Here is a 16,588-nt window from a genome sequence, read left to right as displayed (position 1 = left end):
CGCCGTCCCGGGAAGGGGGTCAGGGCGCACCCCACCGCGTACCCCCCGACCCGCCCGCACGGCCTTTCCCGTCCCCTCTCACCCCGATTGGCCTGCCCATGACCGACACCGCTCCCTCCGCCATACCCCTGTCCGGTCAAGTCGCCCTTCCCGACGGGCGCGTGGAGCTCACCCCGGACTCCCCGCCGCCGAGCGGTCCGTACGCCAACGAGGACCTGCTGCCGGTCCCCGTCGTCAAGCGCACCTGGACCACGTACAACTTCTCCGCCCTCTGGGTCGGCATGGCCCACAACACGGCGTCCTGGACCCTCGCCTCCGGGCTCATCGCGGTCGGCATGGACTGGAAACAGGCCGTGTTCACCATCGCCCTCGCCAACCTGATCGTCCTCGTGCCGATGCTGCTCACCGGGCACGCGGGACCGAAGTACGGCATCCCCTTCCCGGTCTTCGCCCGCGCCTCCTTCGGCGTACGCGGCGCCAACCTCCCCGCCGTCGTACGGGCGTTGGTGGCCTGCGGTTGGTTCGGCATCCAGACCTGGATCGGCGGCGAGGCCATCTACTTCCTGGCCGGCAAACTGATCGGCGACAGCTGGGCGAACGCCTCGCACATCGGCGGCTACGCCTGGACCATGTGGCTGTCGTTCGCGCTCTTCTGGGTCCTCCAGGTCGCGATCATCTACCGGGGCATGGAGACCATCCGCCGCTTCGAGAACTGGGCCGCGCCCTTCGTCATCGTCGGCGCCGTCGTGATGCTGATCTGGATGAGCAACAAGGCCGGCGGCCTCGGCCCGCTCTTCGACCAGCCCTCCAGGCTCGGCTGGGGCGGCGGCTTCTGGAAGATCTTCTGGCCGTCCCTGATGGGCATGATCGGCTTCTGGTCGACGCTGTCGCTGAACATCCCCGACTTCACCCGGTACGGAAAGAGCCAGAAGGCACAGACCTGGGGCCAGGCGCTCGGCCTGCCCACCACCATGACCCTCTTCGCCTTCCTCTCCGTCCTGGTGACCTCCGGTTCACAGGCCGTCTACGGGCAGCCGATCTGGGACCCGGTCCAGCTGGCCGCCAAGACGGACAACGTGGTCGGCCTGCTCTACGCCCTGGTCACCGTCCTCGTCGCGACCCTCTCCGTGAACATCGCGGCCAACCTGGTCTCGCCCGCCTTCGACTTCTCCAACATCGCACCCCGGAAGATCAGTTTCCGTACCGGCGCGCTGATCACCTCGGTCCTCGCGGTACTGATCTTCCCGTGGAAGCTGTACTCCGACCCACAGGGCTACATCTTCACGTGGCTCGGCCTGGTCGGCGGTCTGCTCGGCACGGTCGCCGGCATCCTCGTCGCCGACTACTGGATCCTGCGCCGCACCCGCCTCGACCTGACCGACCTGTACCGCACCGGCGGCCGCTACTGGTACGACGGCGGCTGGAACTGGCGGGCGGTCGTCGCCTTCCTCGTCGGCGGCATCCTCGCGATCGGCGGCGCCAGCTTCAAACCGCTGATCGACGGCAGGCCCATCCCGGCCCTGTCCTCACTGGCCGACTACGGCTGGGCGGTCGGCCTCGGCACGTCCCTGGTGCTGTACCTGGGGCTGACGACACTGGTACGGCCCAAGGAGGCGTGAGCAGCAGGCGCGGTGAGCGAACGAAGGGCAGCCGGTGCGGCTACTGGCTGCCCTTCAGCGCGGTCACCGCGGCCTTCGCCGCCTGGATGGCACCCTTGTTGATCACGTCCGTGCTGGGCGCCTTCTTGTTCTCGAAGTCGCTGCCGTTGTAGGTGACGACCACCAGCGCGTTGGAGACCTGGGCCATCACCACGCCCTCGCGGGTCTGCTGCTTGTCCTCGGTGGTGAGGTTCACGACCGAGTATCCGCTGTCGCCGAGCCCCGGCACGGCCCCGCCGCCGCTCTTCTCGGCGACCCGGTCCTTGTACTCCTTCGCGGCCGCCGCGTTCGTGTCCATGATCTCGAAGGAGACGTCGAGCCAGCGGTAGTCGTAGCCCTTGAGCGCGTTCCACGAGCAGGTGCGGCGCAGCTTGGTGTCGGTGGAGGGGATCTCCTTGCCGGCCGTCTTCGCGCCGGGCACCAGCGACTTGATGGTGCCCACCGGGATGCTGCCGCAGGGGGCGGGGGCGGCGGAGAACGCCTTGGTGGCGGCCGTGGAGGCGGCGGACGTCGACGGGGAGTCGCCCGCCGACTGGCCGGACGCCTGCTGGGCCGAGGTGTCACCCGAGGTGCTCGTGGACGTGGTCGTGTCCGGGCCCGACGCCATCACCCAGCCAGCACAGGCGAGCACGGCGACCGGCGTCAGGCGCGCGGTGAGGGCGAGCGGCAGGGGAAGAGAACGCAAGTCGCACTTCTCGCTGGGGGACGGTGTGCGGAGGGGCCCGCACTGCGGACGGGACGCCAGTTTCACACGAGTCCCTGTGGGGCGGAAGTGGAATCCGTGCCTTGCCTGTGGGCCGGCCACGGCGCGCTGTTGACAGCGGCCGTGGGCCGTCCCCCTACATCCGGAATGTCGCGCCTCCCCGGTCCGCGTACATCCGGAATGTCGTGACTGCATCGGCCCTCGAGGGTGACCGGCGTCACCGTCGGGATCGTCCGGCACTCAGTTGCGCGAGTTGCCGAACAGCAGCCGGTAGCCGATGAGCAGGACCAGGGAGCCGGCGATCGCGGCGCCCCACGTGTAGAGGTCGAAGAAGTGCTTCTCCACCGGGCGGTCGAGGAAGCGGGAGGAGAGCCAGCCGCCCACGAAGGCGCCCGCGATGCCGATGAGGGTGGTGCCGATCAGGCCACCCGGGTCGCGGCCGGGCAGCAGGATCTTGGCGATGGCTCCGGCGAGGAGACCCAGGACGATCCAGCCGATGATGCCCACGTTCGTTGTCCTCCAGTACGGGTGCTGCTTGACGGACGCCGCCGCTCCGCGGGTTGCCGCCCCGCTCGGTTGCGTTGTTGCGCAAGCCTAGGAACGGGAGCGGCCGCCGGAATACACCTGACGTCGAGCCGTCGATGATCTGTCACGCGCCCATGACAATGCGAAGAACACGTGGCGGACATGGCGGGGAGTCCCTGCGGGGTGCGGTGACCGTACGCCTACACTGAGTGGGCGTCTGTGCCGAGGCTGTGAGGGGAGGGGATCGGGCCGTGGGGGAGAGCAGAGACGGCTACCCGGACCCCTCCGACGGGGTGCTGACGGAGGCGGCCGCGGTGTTCGGGCTGCTCGCCTCGCCGGCCCGGCTGCACATCATGTGGGCGCTGTCCCAGGGCGAGAGCGACGTGACGCGCCTCGCCGACCGGGTCGGCGGCGCCCTGCCGGCGGTCAGCCAGCACCTGGCCAAACTCCGGCTGGCCGGCCTCGTGCGGTCCCGCCGGGAGGGCCGCAGGCAGGTCTACTACGTGGACGATCCGGACATCGTGACCGTGGTGCGGGTGACCGTCGGGCAGCTGACCGCACGCTCGCACCAGGCCCCCGTGCCGGTGCGGCGGTTCCACGAGGCGGGCGTCTGACCGAGCGGACCCGGGCCGGTGCGCGGGGGCGGACGGCGGGTGTGTCCTGGAGGTTTCATGAGATGCCTCACCTGTGAATTCGGGTGGGGCTTGTGCTGTCGGGGCTATGGGTTTGTTAGATTGCGCAATCACGCAACCCAAATGGGCCCACCTCGCGGCTGCCCTTGACCCGCCGCGGACGCCCGACCTGCCCGACCGTACCCGCAGACGGACCCGACCGTTCATGGGAGTGGAAGATGACCGACCCGTGGGACGGCCCGGGAGGCCAGGCCACGCGCAGCCGCACCGACCGGGTGCCCGGACAGCGTGGGGCCCTGCCGGACGGGACGCGGCCGGCCGGCGGCCGGGCCGCCGCCCGGCAGGCGGCGAAGACCCGCGGTGGCAGAGGGGGCTCCCGGCGGGCGAAGCCGCCGGGGCGCGGCAGGCGGGTCCTGAAGATCCTGGGCCTGTGCACGGCGGTCCTGGTCCTGGTCACGGCCGGCGCGGGCTGGTGGTTCTACGAGCACCTCAACGGCAACATCAACAGCGTCTCCCTCGACGGCAAGGGCGGCACCGAGAAGGCCGACGCGTTCGGCCGCACCCCGATCAACATCCTGGTGATCGGCTCGGACGGCCGGACCAGCTCGGCCGACTGCAAGCTCGGTGGCGGCTGCAGGCAGACCGGTGTCCAGACCGGCAACGGCAACGCGGACGTGGAGATGGTCGTCCACATATCCGCCGACCGCTCCAACGCCACCGTCATGAGCATCCCGCGTGACACCATGGTCGACGTCCCCGCCTGCAAGGACAGTTCGAGCGGCCAGTCCACCTCCGGCTACTACGGCCAGGTCAACAGCGCCCTCCAGTACGGCGCGGCCTGCCAGGTCGCCACCGTCCACCAGCTCACCGGTGTCCCCATCGACCACTTCGTCAAGCTGGACTTCTCCGGCGTGGTCAAGATGTCCGACGCGGTCGGCGGAGTCTCCGTCTGCGTCAACAACAACGTGTACGACACCTACTCGCACCTGAAGCTGTCCAAGGGCACCCACACCCTCAAGGGCGAGGCCGCGCTGGAGTTCGTCCGCTCCCGGCACGGCTTCGGCGACGGCAGCGACCTCGGCCGTACCGTCTCCCAGCACATCTTCCTCAGCGCGATGATCCGCAAGTTCAAGAGCGCGGGCACCCTCACCGACCCCACCGCGGTCTACAGCCTCGCCGACGCGGCCACCAAGGCGCTGACCGTCGACGACGACCTCGACAGCGTCAAGAAGCTGATCTCGCTCGCGGCCGACGTGAACAAGGTCCCCACCAAGCGGATGACGTTCACCACCATGCAGACCGCGCCCGACCCGAACAACAGCAACCGGGTGGTGGTCGGCGCGGGCGCCAAGGACCTGTTCGCCACCATGGCCAACGACCAGTCGCTGACCACCAGTTCGGGCAAGAAGTCGTCGGCGGCCTCGGCGACCGCGAGCGCGAGGCCGACGCCCACCGCGACCGTGCCCGCCGCCCAGATCGCCGTGACCGTCGAGAACGGCACCGACATCACGGGCCGCGCCTCCGCCATCGCGAACTCCCTGATCTCCCAGGGCTTCAGCACCGGCACCAGCACGGCCAACGCCCCGAACTCCGCGAGCTCGACCACCCTGACCTACGGCAGCGGCGACAAGGCCGAGGCCCAGACCGTGGCCAAGGCCCTGGACATCCCGAGCTCACACATCAAGTCGGGCAGCGGCACCGGCGTCACCCTGGTGATCGGCAGCGACTGGAGCAGCGGCACCTCCTACCCGGCCAGCTCCGGCGACACCAAGGCGGCCGTCTCCAACGCCAACGCCTCGACCGCCGACGACACCAAGACCTGCGCCAAGGTCAGCCAGTACAAGACGGTCAGCCTCAACGGGATCGCGATGACCCCGTCCCAGGCGTACGCGGCGGCGAGGAACAAGCCCGACTCCGACAAGTGACGGGAGAGGCGAGCCCCCGGAGGGGGTTCGCCTCGCCACGGCCGTGAAAGCATGTAACCGCCAGACACCTGGCCCGGCCGTGCGCACAGCGAGGTGACAGATGCAGTTCACCACCCGTCCCACCCTCCAGGGCACCTTCGGCATGGTCTCCTCCACGCACTGGCTGGCCTCCCAGTCGGCGATGGCGGTCCTGGAGAGCGGCGGCAACGCGTACGACGCGGCCGTCGCCGGCGCCTTCGTCCTGCACGTGGTCGAGCCGCACCTGAACGGGCCGGCCGGCGAGGTGCCGATCCTGCTCGCCCCGGCCGGCGGCGAGGTGCGGGTGCTGTGCGGGCAGGGCGTGGCACCGGCGGGCGCGGACGCCGCCCACTACCGGAGCCTCGGCCTGGACCTCGTCCCCGGTACCGGACCGCTGGCCGCGGCCGTACCCGGCGCCTTCGACGCCTGGCTGCTCCTGCTGCGCGACCACGGCAGCAAGCCGCTGGACGAGGTCCTGAAGTACGCCATCGGCTATGCGGAGCACGGGCATCCGGCCGTGGAGAACGTCGGCGCCACGGTGGAGAGCGTCCGCAGGCTGTTCGAGACCGAGTGGACGTCGTCGGCGGAGCTCTACCTGCCCGGCGGCCGGGCCCCCCGCCCCGGCGAGCTGCTGCGCAACCCCGCCCTCGCCGCCACCTGGCGGCGGCTGCTCACCGAGACCGCGGGCGCCGGGGACCGCGAGGCCCGCATCGACGCGGCCCGCGAGGTGTGGCGCACCGGCTTCATCGCCGAGGCGCTGGTACGGCAGGCCGCCCGCCCCACCATGGACACCAGCGGCACCCGGCACACCGGCACCCTCACCGCCGCCGACCTGGCCGGCTGGTCCGCGGGCTACGAGAGCCCGGTGTCGTACGACTGGAACGGCTGGACCGTGTGCAAGGCCGGCCCCTGGAGCCAGGGGCCGGCCCTGCTCCAGCAGCTCGCCCTGCTGCCGCCCGAACTGCCCGCCTACGGCTCGGCCGACTACGTCCACCTCCTGATCGAGGGCTGCAAGCTCGCCATGGCCGACCGCGAGGCCTGGTACGGGGACGCGGCCGAGGTACCGCTGGCCGAGCTGCTCTCGGACGCCTACAACGCCGGACGGCGCGAGCTGATCGGTGCCAAGGCCTCCGAGGAGCTGCGGCCGGGCAGCCCCGGCGGGCGCGCGCCCCGGCTGCCCGGGTACGCGCGCGTGGAGGCCGGGCGGAGCACCGCCTTCGACCCGCTCGGTGCCGGTGAGCCGACGGTCGCGCGGGTCGCCGCCGACGGCACCACCCGGGGCGACACCTGCCACCTGGACGTCGTCGACCGCTGGGGCAACATGGTCGCGGCCACGCCGAGCGGCGGCTGGCTCCAGTCCAACCCGGTCGTCCCCGAACTGGGCTTCCCGCTCGGCACCAGGCTCCAGATGGCCTGGCTGGAGGAGGGACTGCCCAACTCCCTCACGCCCGGCAGGCGCCCCCGCACCACCCTCACCCCGTCGCTCGCCCTGCGCGACGGCGTCCCGGTGCTGGCCTTCGGCACGCCCGGCGGCGACCAGCAGGACCAGTGGCAGCTGCACTTCCTCCTCGCCGTCGCGCTGCGCGGCGAGGTCCGCGGCGGCCTCGACCTGCAGGGCGCGATCGACGCCCCGAACTGGCACAACGACAGCTTCCCCAGCTCCTTCTACCCGCGCGGCCGGCGCCCCGGGAGCGTGACCGTCGAGTCCCGCACGGACGACGAGGTCGTGGCGGAGCTGCGGCGGCGCGGCCACGACGTGACGGTCGGGCCGGGCTGGTCGGAGGGCCGCCTGTGCGCGGTGGCCCGGGACCCGGAGACCGGGGTGCTGTCGGCGGCGGCCAACCCGCGCGGGATGCAGGGCTACGCGGTCGGACGCTGACGCGGACCCGCCGACCCGGCACGCCCGCAACCGGCCCGCCGGCCGTCGGCACCGCCTGTTCGTCCGTATTCCATGTGCCGTACACCCGACGCGTGGGGATTGTTGTCAGTGGCGCGTGCTCTCATGGAGGCATGATCGAAGCAACGGAGACCATCGACGAGTTTCTCCTCCAGCACGCCGGTGACGTCGAGGACGCCATCCGCAAGGCCGCCCGGACCGAGATCCTGCCCCGCTGGCGCCGGCTCGCCGACCACGAGGTCGACCAGAAGAGCGGCCCGCACGACCTGGTGACCGACGCCGACCGGCTCGCCGAGCGGTATCTCACCGCGGAGCTCGGCGCCCTCCTGCCCGGCTCCGTCGTGGTCGGCGAGGAGGCGGTGCACGCCGACCCGGAGACCTACGGCGCCCTCCAGGGCAACGCGCCGGTGTGGATCGTCGACCCGGTCGACGGCACCCGCCAGTTCGTGCGCGGCGAGGACGGCTTCTGCACCCTGGTCGCGCTCGCCCACCGGGGCGTCCTGCTCGCCTCCTGGACCTACGCCGCGGCCCGTGAGCAACTCGCCACCGCGGTACGGGGGAAGGGCGCGTTCCTCGACGGCGCGCGGCTGCTCTCCGGCGCGCCCGCGGCGGGCCGGGACCTGCGGATCGCCACCTCCCACCCGGACTACACGACCGACGCGCAGAAGCGCGCGCTCTTCCCGCTGTGGACCGACGGCTTCGCCCCGCGTGCCTGCGGGTCCGCGGGCCTGGAGTACCTCGCCGTCGCCCGGGGCGAGTTGGACGGCGTCGCGTTCAGCTGGGAGGCCGCCTGGGACCATGCCGCCGGGCTGCTGCTGGTCGAGGAGGCGGGCGGCGCCCACCTCACGGTCGCCGGCGAGCCGTTCCGGATCACCGGTGACAACGCCCTGCCGTTCACCGCGGCCCGCGACACCGCCACCGCCCACCGGATCGTGGACGTGCTGCTGAACCCGCACTGGTGACCCGAGCGAGGGGAGTGTCAGTCCCCCGGCATATCCTGAAGCCGAGTGGCCATCGGCTGACGAAGGGGTCCGAAGGTGCCGTCGATGCTCGATGCGGTCGTGGTGGGGGCGGGGCCTAACGGCCTGACGGCCGCCGTGGAGCTGGCCCGGCGCGGCTTCTCCGTGGCGCTCTTCGAGGCGCGGGACACCGTGGGCGGAGGCGCCCGCACCGAGGAGCTCACCCTCCCCGGCTTCCGGCACGACCCGTGTTCGGCGGCCCACCCGCTCGGCATCAACTCGCCCGCGTTCCGCGCCCTGCCCCTGGAGCGCTACGGCCTTCAGTGGCTGCACGCGGACCTGCCGATGGCGCACCCCTTTCCCGACGGGAGCGCGGCCGTCCTGGCCCGCTCCGTCGCCGAGACCGCGGCCTCCTTCGGGCCCCGTGACGCCGGCACCTACCGCAGGCTGGTCCAGCCGTTCCTGCCCAGGTGGGACACCCTGGCCCGGGACTTCATGTCCCTGCCGCTGACCGCGCTGCCCCGCGACCCGCTCACCCTCGCCCGGTTCGGCCTCGCCGGGCTGCCGCCCGCCGCCCTGGTGATGCGCCGCTTCCGCGACGAGCGGGCCCGCACCCTGTTCGCCGGTCTCGTCGCCCACGTCATGGCCCCGCTCAGCGGCTTCGCCACCGGCGCCGTCGGCCTGGTCTTCGCGCTCGCCGCGCACGCCCGCGGCTGGCCGGTGGCCGCCGGCGGCTCCCAGGCCATCTCCGACGCCCTCGCCGGCTACCTGACGGACCTCGGCGGCGCGGTCCACACCGACTACGAGGTCAAGCGACTCGACGACCTGCCGCCCGCCCGGTCGTACGTCTTCGACACCTCGCCCACCGCCCTGGCCCGCATCGCGGGCCTCGGCAACTACTACCGGGACTACCGGTACGGCCCGGGCGTCTTCAAGATCGACTACGCGCTGGACGGCCCGGTCCCGTGGACGGCACCGGAGGCCCGCCGCGCCGGGACCGTGCAGATCGGCGCGGACAGCACCGAGATCGGCACCGCCCTGCGCGCCGCCTCCCGCGAAGGCCGCGCCCCCGACCGGCCGTTCATGATCACCGTGCAGCCGAGTGTGGTGGACCCGACCCGCGCCCCCGCGGGCCGGCACGTCTTCTGGGCGTACGCCCACGTGCCGAACGGCTGGAGCGGCGACCTCACCGACGTGATGGAGCGTCAACTGGAGCGCTTCGCACCGGGGTTCCGCGACCGCGTGCTGGCCCGCGCCACCGCGGGCCCCGCCGAACTCGCCGCCCGCAACGCCAACTACGTCGGCGGCGACATCGGCACCGGCGCGGTCTCCGGCCTGCAGATCATGCTCCGCCCCAAGCTCTCCCTGTTCCCGTACGGCACCCCGCATCCCGCCGTCTTCATCTGCTCGTCGGCCACCCCGCCGGGACCGGGCGTGCACGGCATGTCGGGGCACAACGCGGCGAAGGCCGTGTGGAGGAGGTTGCGACAGTCATGACCCGTATCACCCTCGTCCAGGGCGACATCACCCGGCAGAGCGTCGACGCCATCGTCAACGCGGCCAACTCCTCCCTGCTCGGCGGCGGCGGCGTCGACGGAGCCATCCACCGCCGCGGCGGCCCCGCCATCCTCGAGGACTGCCGCAGGCTGCGCGCCTCCCACTACGGCAAGGGCCTGCCCACCGGCCAGGCCGTCGCCACCACGGCCGGCGACCTCGACGCCCAGTGGGTCATCCACACCGTCGGCCCGGTCCACTCCACCGGCGAGGACCGTTCCGGGCTGCTGGCCTCCTGCTACCGCGAGTCCCTCAGACGCGCCGACGAACTCGGCGCCCGCACGGTCGCGTTCCCCGCCGTCTCCACCGGGATCTACGGCTGGCCGCTGGACGACGGCGCCCGGATCGCCGTCGCGACCGTCCAGGAGGCGGACACGGCGGTCGAGGAGGTCCGGTTCGTGCTCTTCGACGAGCGCGCCTACGACGCGTTCGCCCGGCAGCTGCCCTGACGGCACGGCACGGGGTGCCGTCGCACCGCCCGCCCCGCACCCTGGACGGCAGGGAGGCAGCAGGGAGAGGAGCAGGCGATGCCGGCCAGCGTTCGGAGGCCGCACGGCGGGTCCGGAACCAGCCGGTCCGCCGTGTCCCGGTGGCGCGCGCGGACCGCACGCCTGGCCGCCGCCGCGAAGGCCGCGCACCGGCGGGCGGAGACCCGCTTCCCAGTCCTCACGCACCTCGCCGAACGGCTGGTGTCCGTGAACATCTTCGACACCGCCACTCGCCTGGCCGCCCAGTGCTTCCTGACCGCCGTCCCGCTGCTCTTCGTCTTCGCCGCCTACGCCCCAGCGGTCGTCCGGGACCAGCTGCTGCACTCCCTGCGCTCGGCCTTCGGGCTGTCCGGCCCGGTCGACACCGGAGTCCAGCAGCTGATGCAGCCGCCGAACGAGGACCTGCGGCAGACCACCGGCGTGATCGGCGCCCTCATGGCGCTGATCTCCGCCACGGCCGTCAGCCGGGCCGTGCAACGGCTGTGCAAACGCGCCTGGCAGATCCCCCGCGGCGGCCCCCGGATCGCCCCGTGGCGCTGGCTGGCCTGGCTCGTCCTGTGGATCGGCGCCCTGCTCCTGGAAGGCGCCCTGCACAACGGCTTCGGCCTGGGCGTCTGGCTGGGCGTCCCGGTCACCCTCGTCTGCCAGACCGTCCTGTGGTGGTGGACCCAGCACCTGCTGCTCGGTGGCCGGATCGGCTGGCGGCCCCTGTTGCCCGGCGCCCTGATCACGGCGGCGGCCCTCACCGCCCTGAGCGCGGCCGCCCAGCTGTACCTGCCGCGCGCCCTCGACCGCACCGTCGCCGAGTACGGCTCCCTGGGCTCGGTGTTCGTGCTGCTGTCCTGGCTGATCGTGGTCTGCCTGACCGCCACCGTCAGCGTCAGCACCGGCGCGGTCCTCGCCCAGGAGCCGTTCCTCGCCGGCCGCCTCGGCAGCCCGGCGCCCCGCCGGGACCCGGAGGCGCCGCCGTCCTGACACCCTGCGGACCGGCCGCAACACTGGGATCCTGATCGTGCGGAGCGCCGACCACGGCCGACCGGACACGGGAGGTGATCTCTGTGGCCGCGAGGGACGACAGCGCACGGGGACCGGCCCCCGGGTACGCGGACCCGCTGGGGGAGCCGTTCCTGCGCACCCGGTTCGCCGTGCCGGCCAGACCCGCCACCTTCGTCCGCAGACCCAGGCTCACGGCACATCTCGACCAGGCCCTCGACACCCCGCTGACCATGGTCAACGGCGCGGCCGGCGCCGGCAAGACGCTCCTCGTCGCCGACTGGGCGGCCCGGCTCGGCCGACCGGTGGCCTGGCTCACCGACGAGGCCGGCGACCAGGGCTCCGGCATGTTCTGGGCCCATGTCCTGCACGCCCTGCACGGCGCCGGGACACCGCTTCCCGTGGGGACCTTCGGCTCTCCCGGGGGCCCGTGCACGGTGGACCACCGGATGCTGGCCCGCCTCGCCGACGAGCTGAGCGGACGCGACCGGCCCGCGGTCCTCGTCCTCGACGAGTTCGACCGGCAGACCGCCCCGGAGACCGCCGAGCAACTGGAGTTCGTCCTGCACCACGCGGGACCGGGCCTGCGGCTGATCCTCGTCACCCGCACCGAACCCCTGCTGCCCCTGCACCGCTACCGCGCGGCGGCGGCCATGACCGAGATCAGGAACCAGGAGCTGGCCTTCACCCCCGAGGAGGCGGCCGACCTGCTGGCCCGGCACGGGCTGCGGCTGCCCGCCGGTGCCGCCCGCGCCCTGGTGGAGCGCACCCGGGGCTGGGCGGCCGGACTGCGGCTGAGCGCCCTGGCCGCCCAGCAGAGCGCGGACCCGGAGACGTACCTCAAGGAGTTCGAGGCCGGCCACGGCACCATCGCCGACTTCCTCCTCGCCGAGGTGGTCGGACGGCAGCCGCCCGCGACGCAGGACCTGCTGCTGCGGGTCAGCGTCCTGGACCGGTTCGGACCCGAGCTGGCGCAGGCGCTGACCGGCCGCCCCGACGCCGGTCCGCTGCTGGCCGGGCTCTGCCGGCAGAACGCCTTCGTCGAGGACCTCGGACACTCCTGGTACCGGCTGCATCCGCTGTTCGGGGAGATCCTCCGGGTCCATCTGCGGGCCCGCTCCCCGGGGCTCGAACCCGAACTGCACCAACGCGCCGCGTGGTGGCTGCGGGCCCACGGCGCCGTACCCGAGGCGCTCGCCCACGGCGCGGCGGCGGGCGACTGGGAGTGCGCCGCCGGCACCCTCGTCGACGACCTGGCGATCGGCCGGCTCCTGACCGGCCCGCGCGCGGACGGCCTCACCGAGCTGTTCTCCGCGCTGGACCCGGAGGCCACCGGGGCGGCCGTGGAGCTGGTACGCGCGGCCCGCGGGCTGGCCGAGTACGACCTCGACCACGCGCCGGCCCACCTCGACCACGCCCTGGCCCAGCTCGGCCGCGCGGCGGAGAGCCCCGCCACCGGTGCGGGCGCCGCCGCGGCCCGGCTGAGCCTCGCGCTCCTGGAGGCCCTGGCGGCGAGGCTGACCGGCTCGCCGGACAGGGCCGAGCAGGCGGTGGCCGCGGCCGCCCGGCTGCGCCACGAGGTGCCCGCCCGCCTCCTCGCCAGGCATCCCGAACTCACCGCCCTCCTCCACACCCACCTGGGCTCGGCCCGGGTCTGGGCCGGGCACTTCGACGCGGCGCGGGCCGCCCTGACCGAGGTGGCCGAGCTGCCCGGTGACGCCCTGACCGAACTGCCCCGCGAGGACTGCCTCGGCCACCTGGCGCTGATCGACTACCTCGACGGCCGGCTCGACCGCGCGGAGCGCCGGGCGCTGGCCGCCGCCGACGCGACCCGCAGCTGTGGCGGACGGCCGTTCCCCGGCGCCGGCCTCGGCCAGCTGGTGCTGGCCGCCGTCGCCGTCGACCGCGACGAGCTGGAGCGGGCCCGGTCCCTGCTGGACGAGGCCGCCGAGTCAGGCCCCGGTCCCGGCGCACCCGACCCCGTGACCGAGGCCTGCCGCGCCCTCGCCGGCGGCCGGCTGCGGCTCGCCCTCGGCGACCCGGCCGCCGCCGCGCACGCGGCCGACCCCGCCGTACGGACGCACGTGAGCTCGCCCTGGGCACGGGCGAACACGGCCCTGGCCGCCGCGGCCGTCCTGCTCGCCGAGGGCCGGACCGGCGCCGCCGCCGAGGTGCTGGACGGGACCGAGGGCCTGCCCGCGCCCCTGTGCGCCGCGGAGGCCGCGTGGGTGCGACTCGCCGCCGGCCACCGCGCGGAAGCCCTGGAGACGGCCGACCGGCTCTGCGCGGACGCCCGGACCGGCCCCGGCGTCACCGTCCGGGCCACCCTGGTGCGCGCCCGCGCGGCGGCCGAGGCGGGGGACCCCGGCACCGCCCGCAAGCTGCTCGCCCGGGCACTCCTGGAGGCACGCGGGGACCGGCTGCGCCGCCCGTTCCTCGACGCCGGGCCGGGGATCCGCCGCCTCCTGGACGCCCCGCCGCTGCACGGCCTCGCCGCCGGCTGGCTCTACGGCGACGGCCCCGGCGCCGGCGCCGGGGCCCCGCCGCTGCTCGTCGAGGAGCTGAGCGGCCGCGAGCGCGAGGTCCTCGGACGGCTGGCGCAGATGATGTCCACGCAGGAGATCGCCGCCGACCTGTACGTCTCCGTGAACACCGTGAAGACGCATCTCAAGAGCATCTACCGGAAACTGGGCGTCGGCCGGCGCGGCGACGCGGTGCGCCGGGCCCGCGAGCGCGGACTGCTCTGACCGTCGCCCGCCCCGGCCCGGTTCACCTGTGCCGGGTGAGGCCGGCCGGTGGCCGCGGGGGCAGGATCACGGAACGGACAGACCGCAGCCGACCCGCGGCGGGAGACGGCTCATGCGCTACGAGATCCGCGTCGAAGGGATTATGTCGGAGACGCTCACCAGGGCCTTTCCTGAGATGGAACACGTGACGATGTCCGGCGAGACGGTCCTGTTCGGTCCCGTCGTCGACGAGGCGCATCTGTACGGCCTGCTGAACCGCTGCCTGTCGCTGGGGCTGCGGGTCGTCGAGATGCGGCGCCTGCCGGAGTGACGGGGCCGAGGTCCCGCCAGCCGCGCACGATCACCCGCACCGGGTGAGGAACCCCGGCCCCCGTCGTGTGCACGCTGGGACGGCAGGGCCCGGCCGACCGGCCGGCGCCGTGGACGGAGGACGTACATGAGCGCGCAGACCTACCTCGCATACGACTATCCGCTGCTGAGCGCCTTCTGGACGATGTTGTGGCTCTTCCTGTGGATCATGTGGCTCGTCCTGCTGTTCCGGGTCATCGTGGACATCTTCCGCGACGACTCGATGGGCGGCTGGGCCAAGGCCGGCTGGCTGGCCCTCTGCATCGTCGTCCCCTTCCTGGGTGTCCTCGTCTACGTGATCGCCCGCGGCAAGGGGATGGGGCAGCGCGAGATCGCCCAGGCCCGCGACCAGCAGAAGGCGTTCGAGTCGTACATGCAGACCGCGAAGAGCGGCCCCGGCGGGACCAGCAGCGTCGACGAACTGGCCAGGCTCTCCGAGATGAAGTCCCGCGGTGACATCTCGGACGAGGAGTTCCGCAGGGCCAAGGCACTGGTCCTGAGCGACTACGGGCCGGCCGAGCGCTCCGGCTCCGGTTCGGTGCCCACCGCCCACGGGCGCTGAGCACCCCCTCCGAGAACGAATCGAGGCAGCCCCATGACCGCCACACATCCCGCGCACCACCCCCGTCAGCACACCGCCAGGATGGCGTGGGCCGGCGGACTGACCGCCTTCGCCGCCGTCATGCTCATGATCGCCGGACTGCTCGCGGTGTTCCGGGGCATCATGGCGATCGCCCAGGACGACGTCTTCGTCACGACCCCCAACTACGTGTTCAAGTTCGACCTCACCAGCTGGGGCTGGATCCACCTGGTCCTGGGCGTGATCGCCGTGGTCGTCGGCGTCGGCCTCCTCCAGCCGGCCGCGTGGGCACGCGGCGCCGGGGTGGCGATCGCCGCGCTGGTGATCATCGCCAACTTCCTGTCCCTGCCGTACTACCCGGTCTGGTCCGTCGTGATGATCGCGCTGTCCGGGTTCATCATCTGGGCGCTGTGCGTGGCGCGCGGCGACGAGTCCGCGGACACGGGCCCGGCCACGGGCGCGGACCTGCGCTGACGGTCCGGTGCGTGCCGCCCTTCTCGTGCGGGACTCCGCTCAGGCCGAGTCCCGCACGAAGGCGGCGACCGCCGCGGTGGCCGCCCGCCGCCGGTCGGCGTGATCCCTCCCGGATCCGCTCATCGGCCGGCCCCGGTCCCCGTCCTGGCACGCGGCCGCCCGGCCCCGGCGGTGCCGGGCGGGACCAGATGAGCCTCGGCCGCACGGCGGAACGCCGGGAGGAGGGGATGCCGGTCCCCGGCCCGGACGGCGAGGACCACCTGGAGCGGGACCGCGTCCTCGATCGGGACGACGACGATGTCCGGCCGCAGGTTGCCGCTGAACCCGGCCGGCGCCAGCGACACCACCTCACCGCTCGCCACCAGTTCCAGCTTGTCCTCCAGCGTCTCCACCAGGGCGCCCAGGTTGGTGTGGCCGGGGGGATTCGCGCCGATCCGGTCGGCGCCGGTGAAACGGGGGAGCGGCTCGTCGGCGAAGTCGGCCAGGGTGACCGACTCCCGGCCGGCCAGCCGGTGGCCGAGCGGCACCAGGAGGACGCGCGGCTCGTCGTACAGGACCGTGATGTCCAGGCCGTCGGCGGAGAACAGGAACCGGGTCACCACCACGTCGACCCGGTGGTCGAGGAGCGCGGCGCGCGGTTCGTTCCAGTCCACGTGCAGGGTGCGGACGTCGGCCTCCGGGTGGCGGTGGCGCAGTTCGCGCACGGCCGGGGTGACGATCTGGTGGGTGGTGTAGCCGACGGTGAAGGGGCCGTGCCCGGCGGCCGAGCGGGCGCTGGCGGCGGCCCGGGCGGCGATCCGCAGCAGCTCCCTGGCCTGCGGCAGAAAGGTCTCCCCGGCCTCGGTGAGCCGGGTGCCGCGCGGGGTGCGGTCGAGCAGCCGGACACCCAACTCCCGCTCCAGCCGCCGGATCTGACGGCTCAGCGACGGCTGCGCGAGATGCAGTGCGTCGGCCGCGCGGCCGAAGTGCAGCTCCTCGGCGACCACGGTGAAGTAGCGCACCAGGCGCAGCTCCAGGTCCATCGGCGGTACGAAGGAATGGGGCACCCCTCGACTCTACTCCCGGCGTCCGTGCTCCCGCCGCGGTG

At 73.3% G+C, this 16,588-nt stretch carries 15 protein-coding genes; 12 read left to right on the top strand and 3 right to left on the bottom strand.

Annotation, left to right across the window (positions count from 1 at the left end; genetic code table 11):
* Positions 1-98 precede the first annotated feature (98 nt).
* Entirely contained in the window at positions 99-1,619 is a 1,521-nt protein-coding gene (locus tag ACZ63F_RS35110) for an NCS1 family nucleobase:cation symporter-1 (protein WP_469717397.1), read from the top strand.
* Positions 1,620-1,659: 40 nt separating this feature from the next.
* Here ACZ63F_RS35110 and ACZ63F_RS35105 read toward each other — a convergent pair whose 3' ends face one another.
* Positions 1,660-2,343, bottom strand: a complete 684-nt coding sequence (locus ACZ63F_RS35105) for a hypothetical protein (RefSeq protein WP_469717395.1) — start codon at positions 2,341-2,343, stop codon at positions 1,660-1,662.
* Between the two features lie 258 nt (positions 2,344-2,601).
* The gene (locus ACZ63F_RS35100; RefSeq protein ID WP_469717394.1) at positions 2,602-2,868 is read right to left on the bottom strand and encodes a GlsB/YeaQ/YmgE family stress response membrane protein; all 267 of its coding nucleotides are present in this window, start codon (positions 2,866-2,868) and stop codon (positions 2,602-2,604) included.
* A 269-nt stretch (positions 2,869-3,137) separates the two neighbouring features.
* Between ACZ63F_RS35100 and ACZ63F_RS35095 the strand changes: the two genes are divergently transcribed.
* The 11 genes from ACZ63F_RS35095 (at position 3,138) to ACZ63F_RS35045 (ending at position 15,501) form a co-directional block, all read left to right on the top strand.
* Positions 3,138-3,500, top strand: coding sequence for an ArsR/SmtB family transcription factor (locus tag ACZ63F_RS35095; RefSeq protein ID WP_469717391.1), 363 nt, complete (start codon positions 3,138-3,140; stop codon positions 3,498-3,500).
* A 236-nt stretch (positions 3,501-3,736) separates the two neighbouring features.
* On the top strand, positions 3,737-5,443 hold the full coding sequence (locus tag ACZ63F_RS35090; protein WP_469717389.1) for an LCP family protein: 1,707 nt from the start codon (positions 3,737-3,739) through the stop codon (positions 5,441-5,443).
* Positions 5,444-5,543: 100 nt separating this feature from the next.
* Positions 5,544-7,340, top strand: coding sequence for a gamma-glutamyltransferase family protein (locus ACZ63F_RS35085; RefSeq protein ID WP_469717387.1), 1,797 nt, complete (start codon positions 5,544-5,546; stop codon positions 7,338-7,340).
* Positions 7,341-7,471: 131 nt separating this feature from the next.
* The gene (locus ACZ63F_RS35080) at positions 7,472-8,320 is read left to right on the top strand and encodes an inositol monophosphatase family protein (protein WP_469717384.1); all 849 of its coding nucleotides are present in this window, start codon (positions 7,472-7,474) and stop codon (positions 8,318-8,320) included.
* Positions 8,321-8,404: 84 nt separating this feature from the next.
* Complete coding sequence (locus ACZ63F_RS35075) at positions 8,405-9,814, top strand: phytoene desaturase family protein (protein ID WP_469717382.1); 1,410 nt, start codon at positions 8,405-8,407, stop codon at positions 9,812-9,814.
* Positions 9,811-10,320 carry an O-acetyl-ADP-ribose deacetylase gene (locus ACZ63F_RS35070; protein WP_469717381.1) on the top strand — a complete coding sequence of 170 codons (510 nt, stop codon included), beginning with the start codon at positions 9,811-9,813 and terminating at the stop codon, positions 10,318-10,320. Before ACZ63F_RS35075 ends, ACZ63F_RS35070 begins: the two co-directional genes overlap by 4 nt.
* A gap of 78 nt (positions 10,321-10,398) precedes the next feature.
* Entirely contained in the window at positions 10,399-11,334 is a 936-nt protein-coding gene (locus tag ACZ63F_RS35065; RefSeq protein ID WP_469717379.1) for a YhjD/YihY/BrkB family envelope integrity protein, read from the top strand.
* Between the two features lie 74 nt (positions 11,335-11,408).
* The gene (locus ACZ63F_RS35060) at positions 11,409-14,099 is read left to right on the top strand and encodes a winged helix-turn-helix domain-containing protein (RefSeq protein ID WP_469717377.1); all 2,691 of its coding nucleotides are present in this window, start codon (positions 11,409-11,411) and stop codon (positions 14,097-14,099) included.
* A gap of 112 nt (positions 14,100-14,211) precedes the next feature.
* Positions 14,212-14,409: a hypothetical protein gene (locus ACZ63F_RS35055; RefSeq protein WP_352362681.1), complete on the top strand. Its 198-nt coding sequence runs from the start codon at positions 14,212-14,214 to the stop codon at positions 14,407-14,409.
* A gap of 126 nt (positions 14,410-14,535) precedes the next feature.
* Complete coding sequence (locus ACZ63F_RS35050; protein ID WP_469717374.1) at positions 14,536-15,009, top strand: SHOCT domain-containing protein; 474 nt, start codon at positions 14,536-14,538, stop codon at positions 15,007-15,009.
* A gap of 33 nt (positions 15,010-15,042) precedes the next feature.
* Positions 15,043-15,501, top strand: coding sequence for a DUF7144 family membrane protein (locus ACZ63F_RS35045; RefSeq protein ID WP_469717373.1), 459 nt, complete (start codon positions 15,043-15,045; stop codon positions 15,499-15,501).
* A gap of 119 nt (positions 15,502-15,620) precedes the next feature.
* On the opposite strand, the gene ACZ63F_RS35040 is transcribed toward ACZ63F_RS35045, so the two are convergent.
* Positions 15,621-16,523 carry a LysR family transcriptional regulator gene (locus ACZ63F_RS35040; RefSeq protein ID WP_469717460.1) on the bottom strand — a complete coding sequence of 301 codons (903 nt, stop codon included), beginning with the start codon at positions 16,521-16,523 and terminating at the stop codon, positions 15,621-15,623.
* Positions 16,524-16,588: the final 65 nt, after the last annotated feature.

The organism is Streptomyces sp. NPDC104761, from assembly GCF_055583445.1.
Note: the sequence above shows the minus strand (reverse complement) of the source record. Positions and strands in the feature narration are given on the sequence as shown.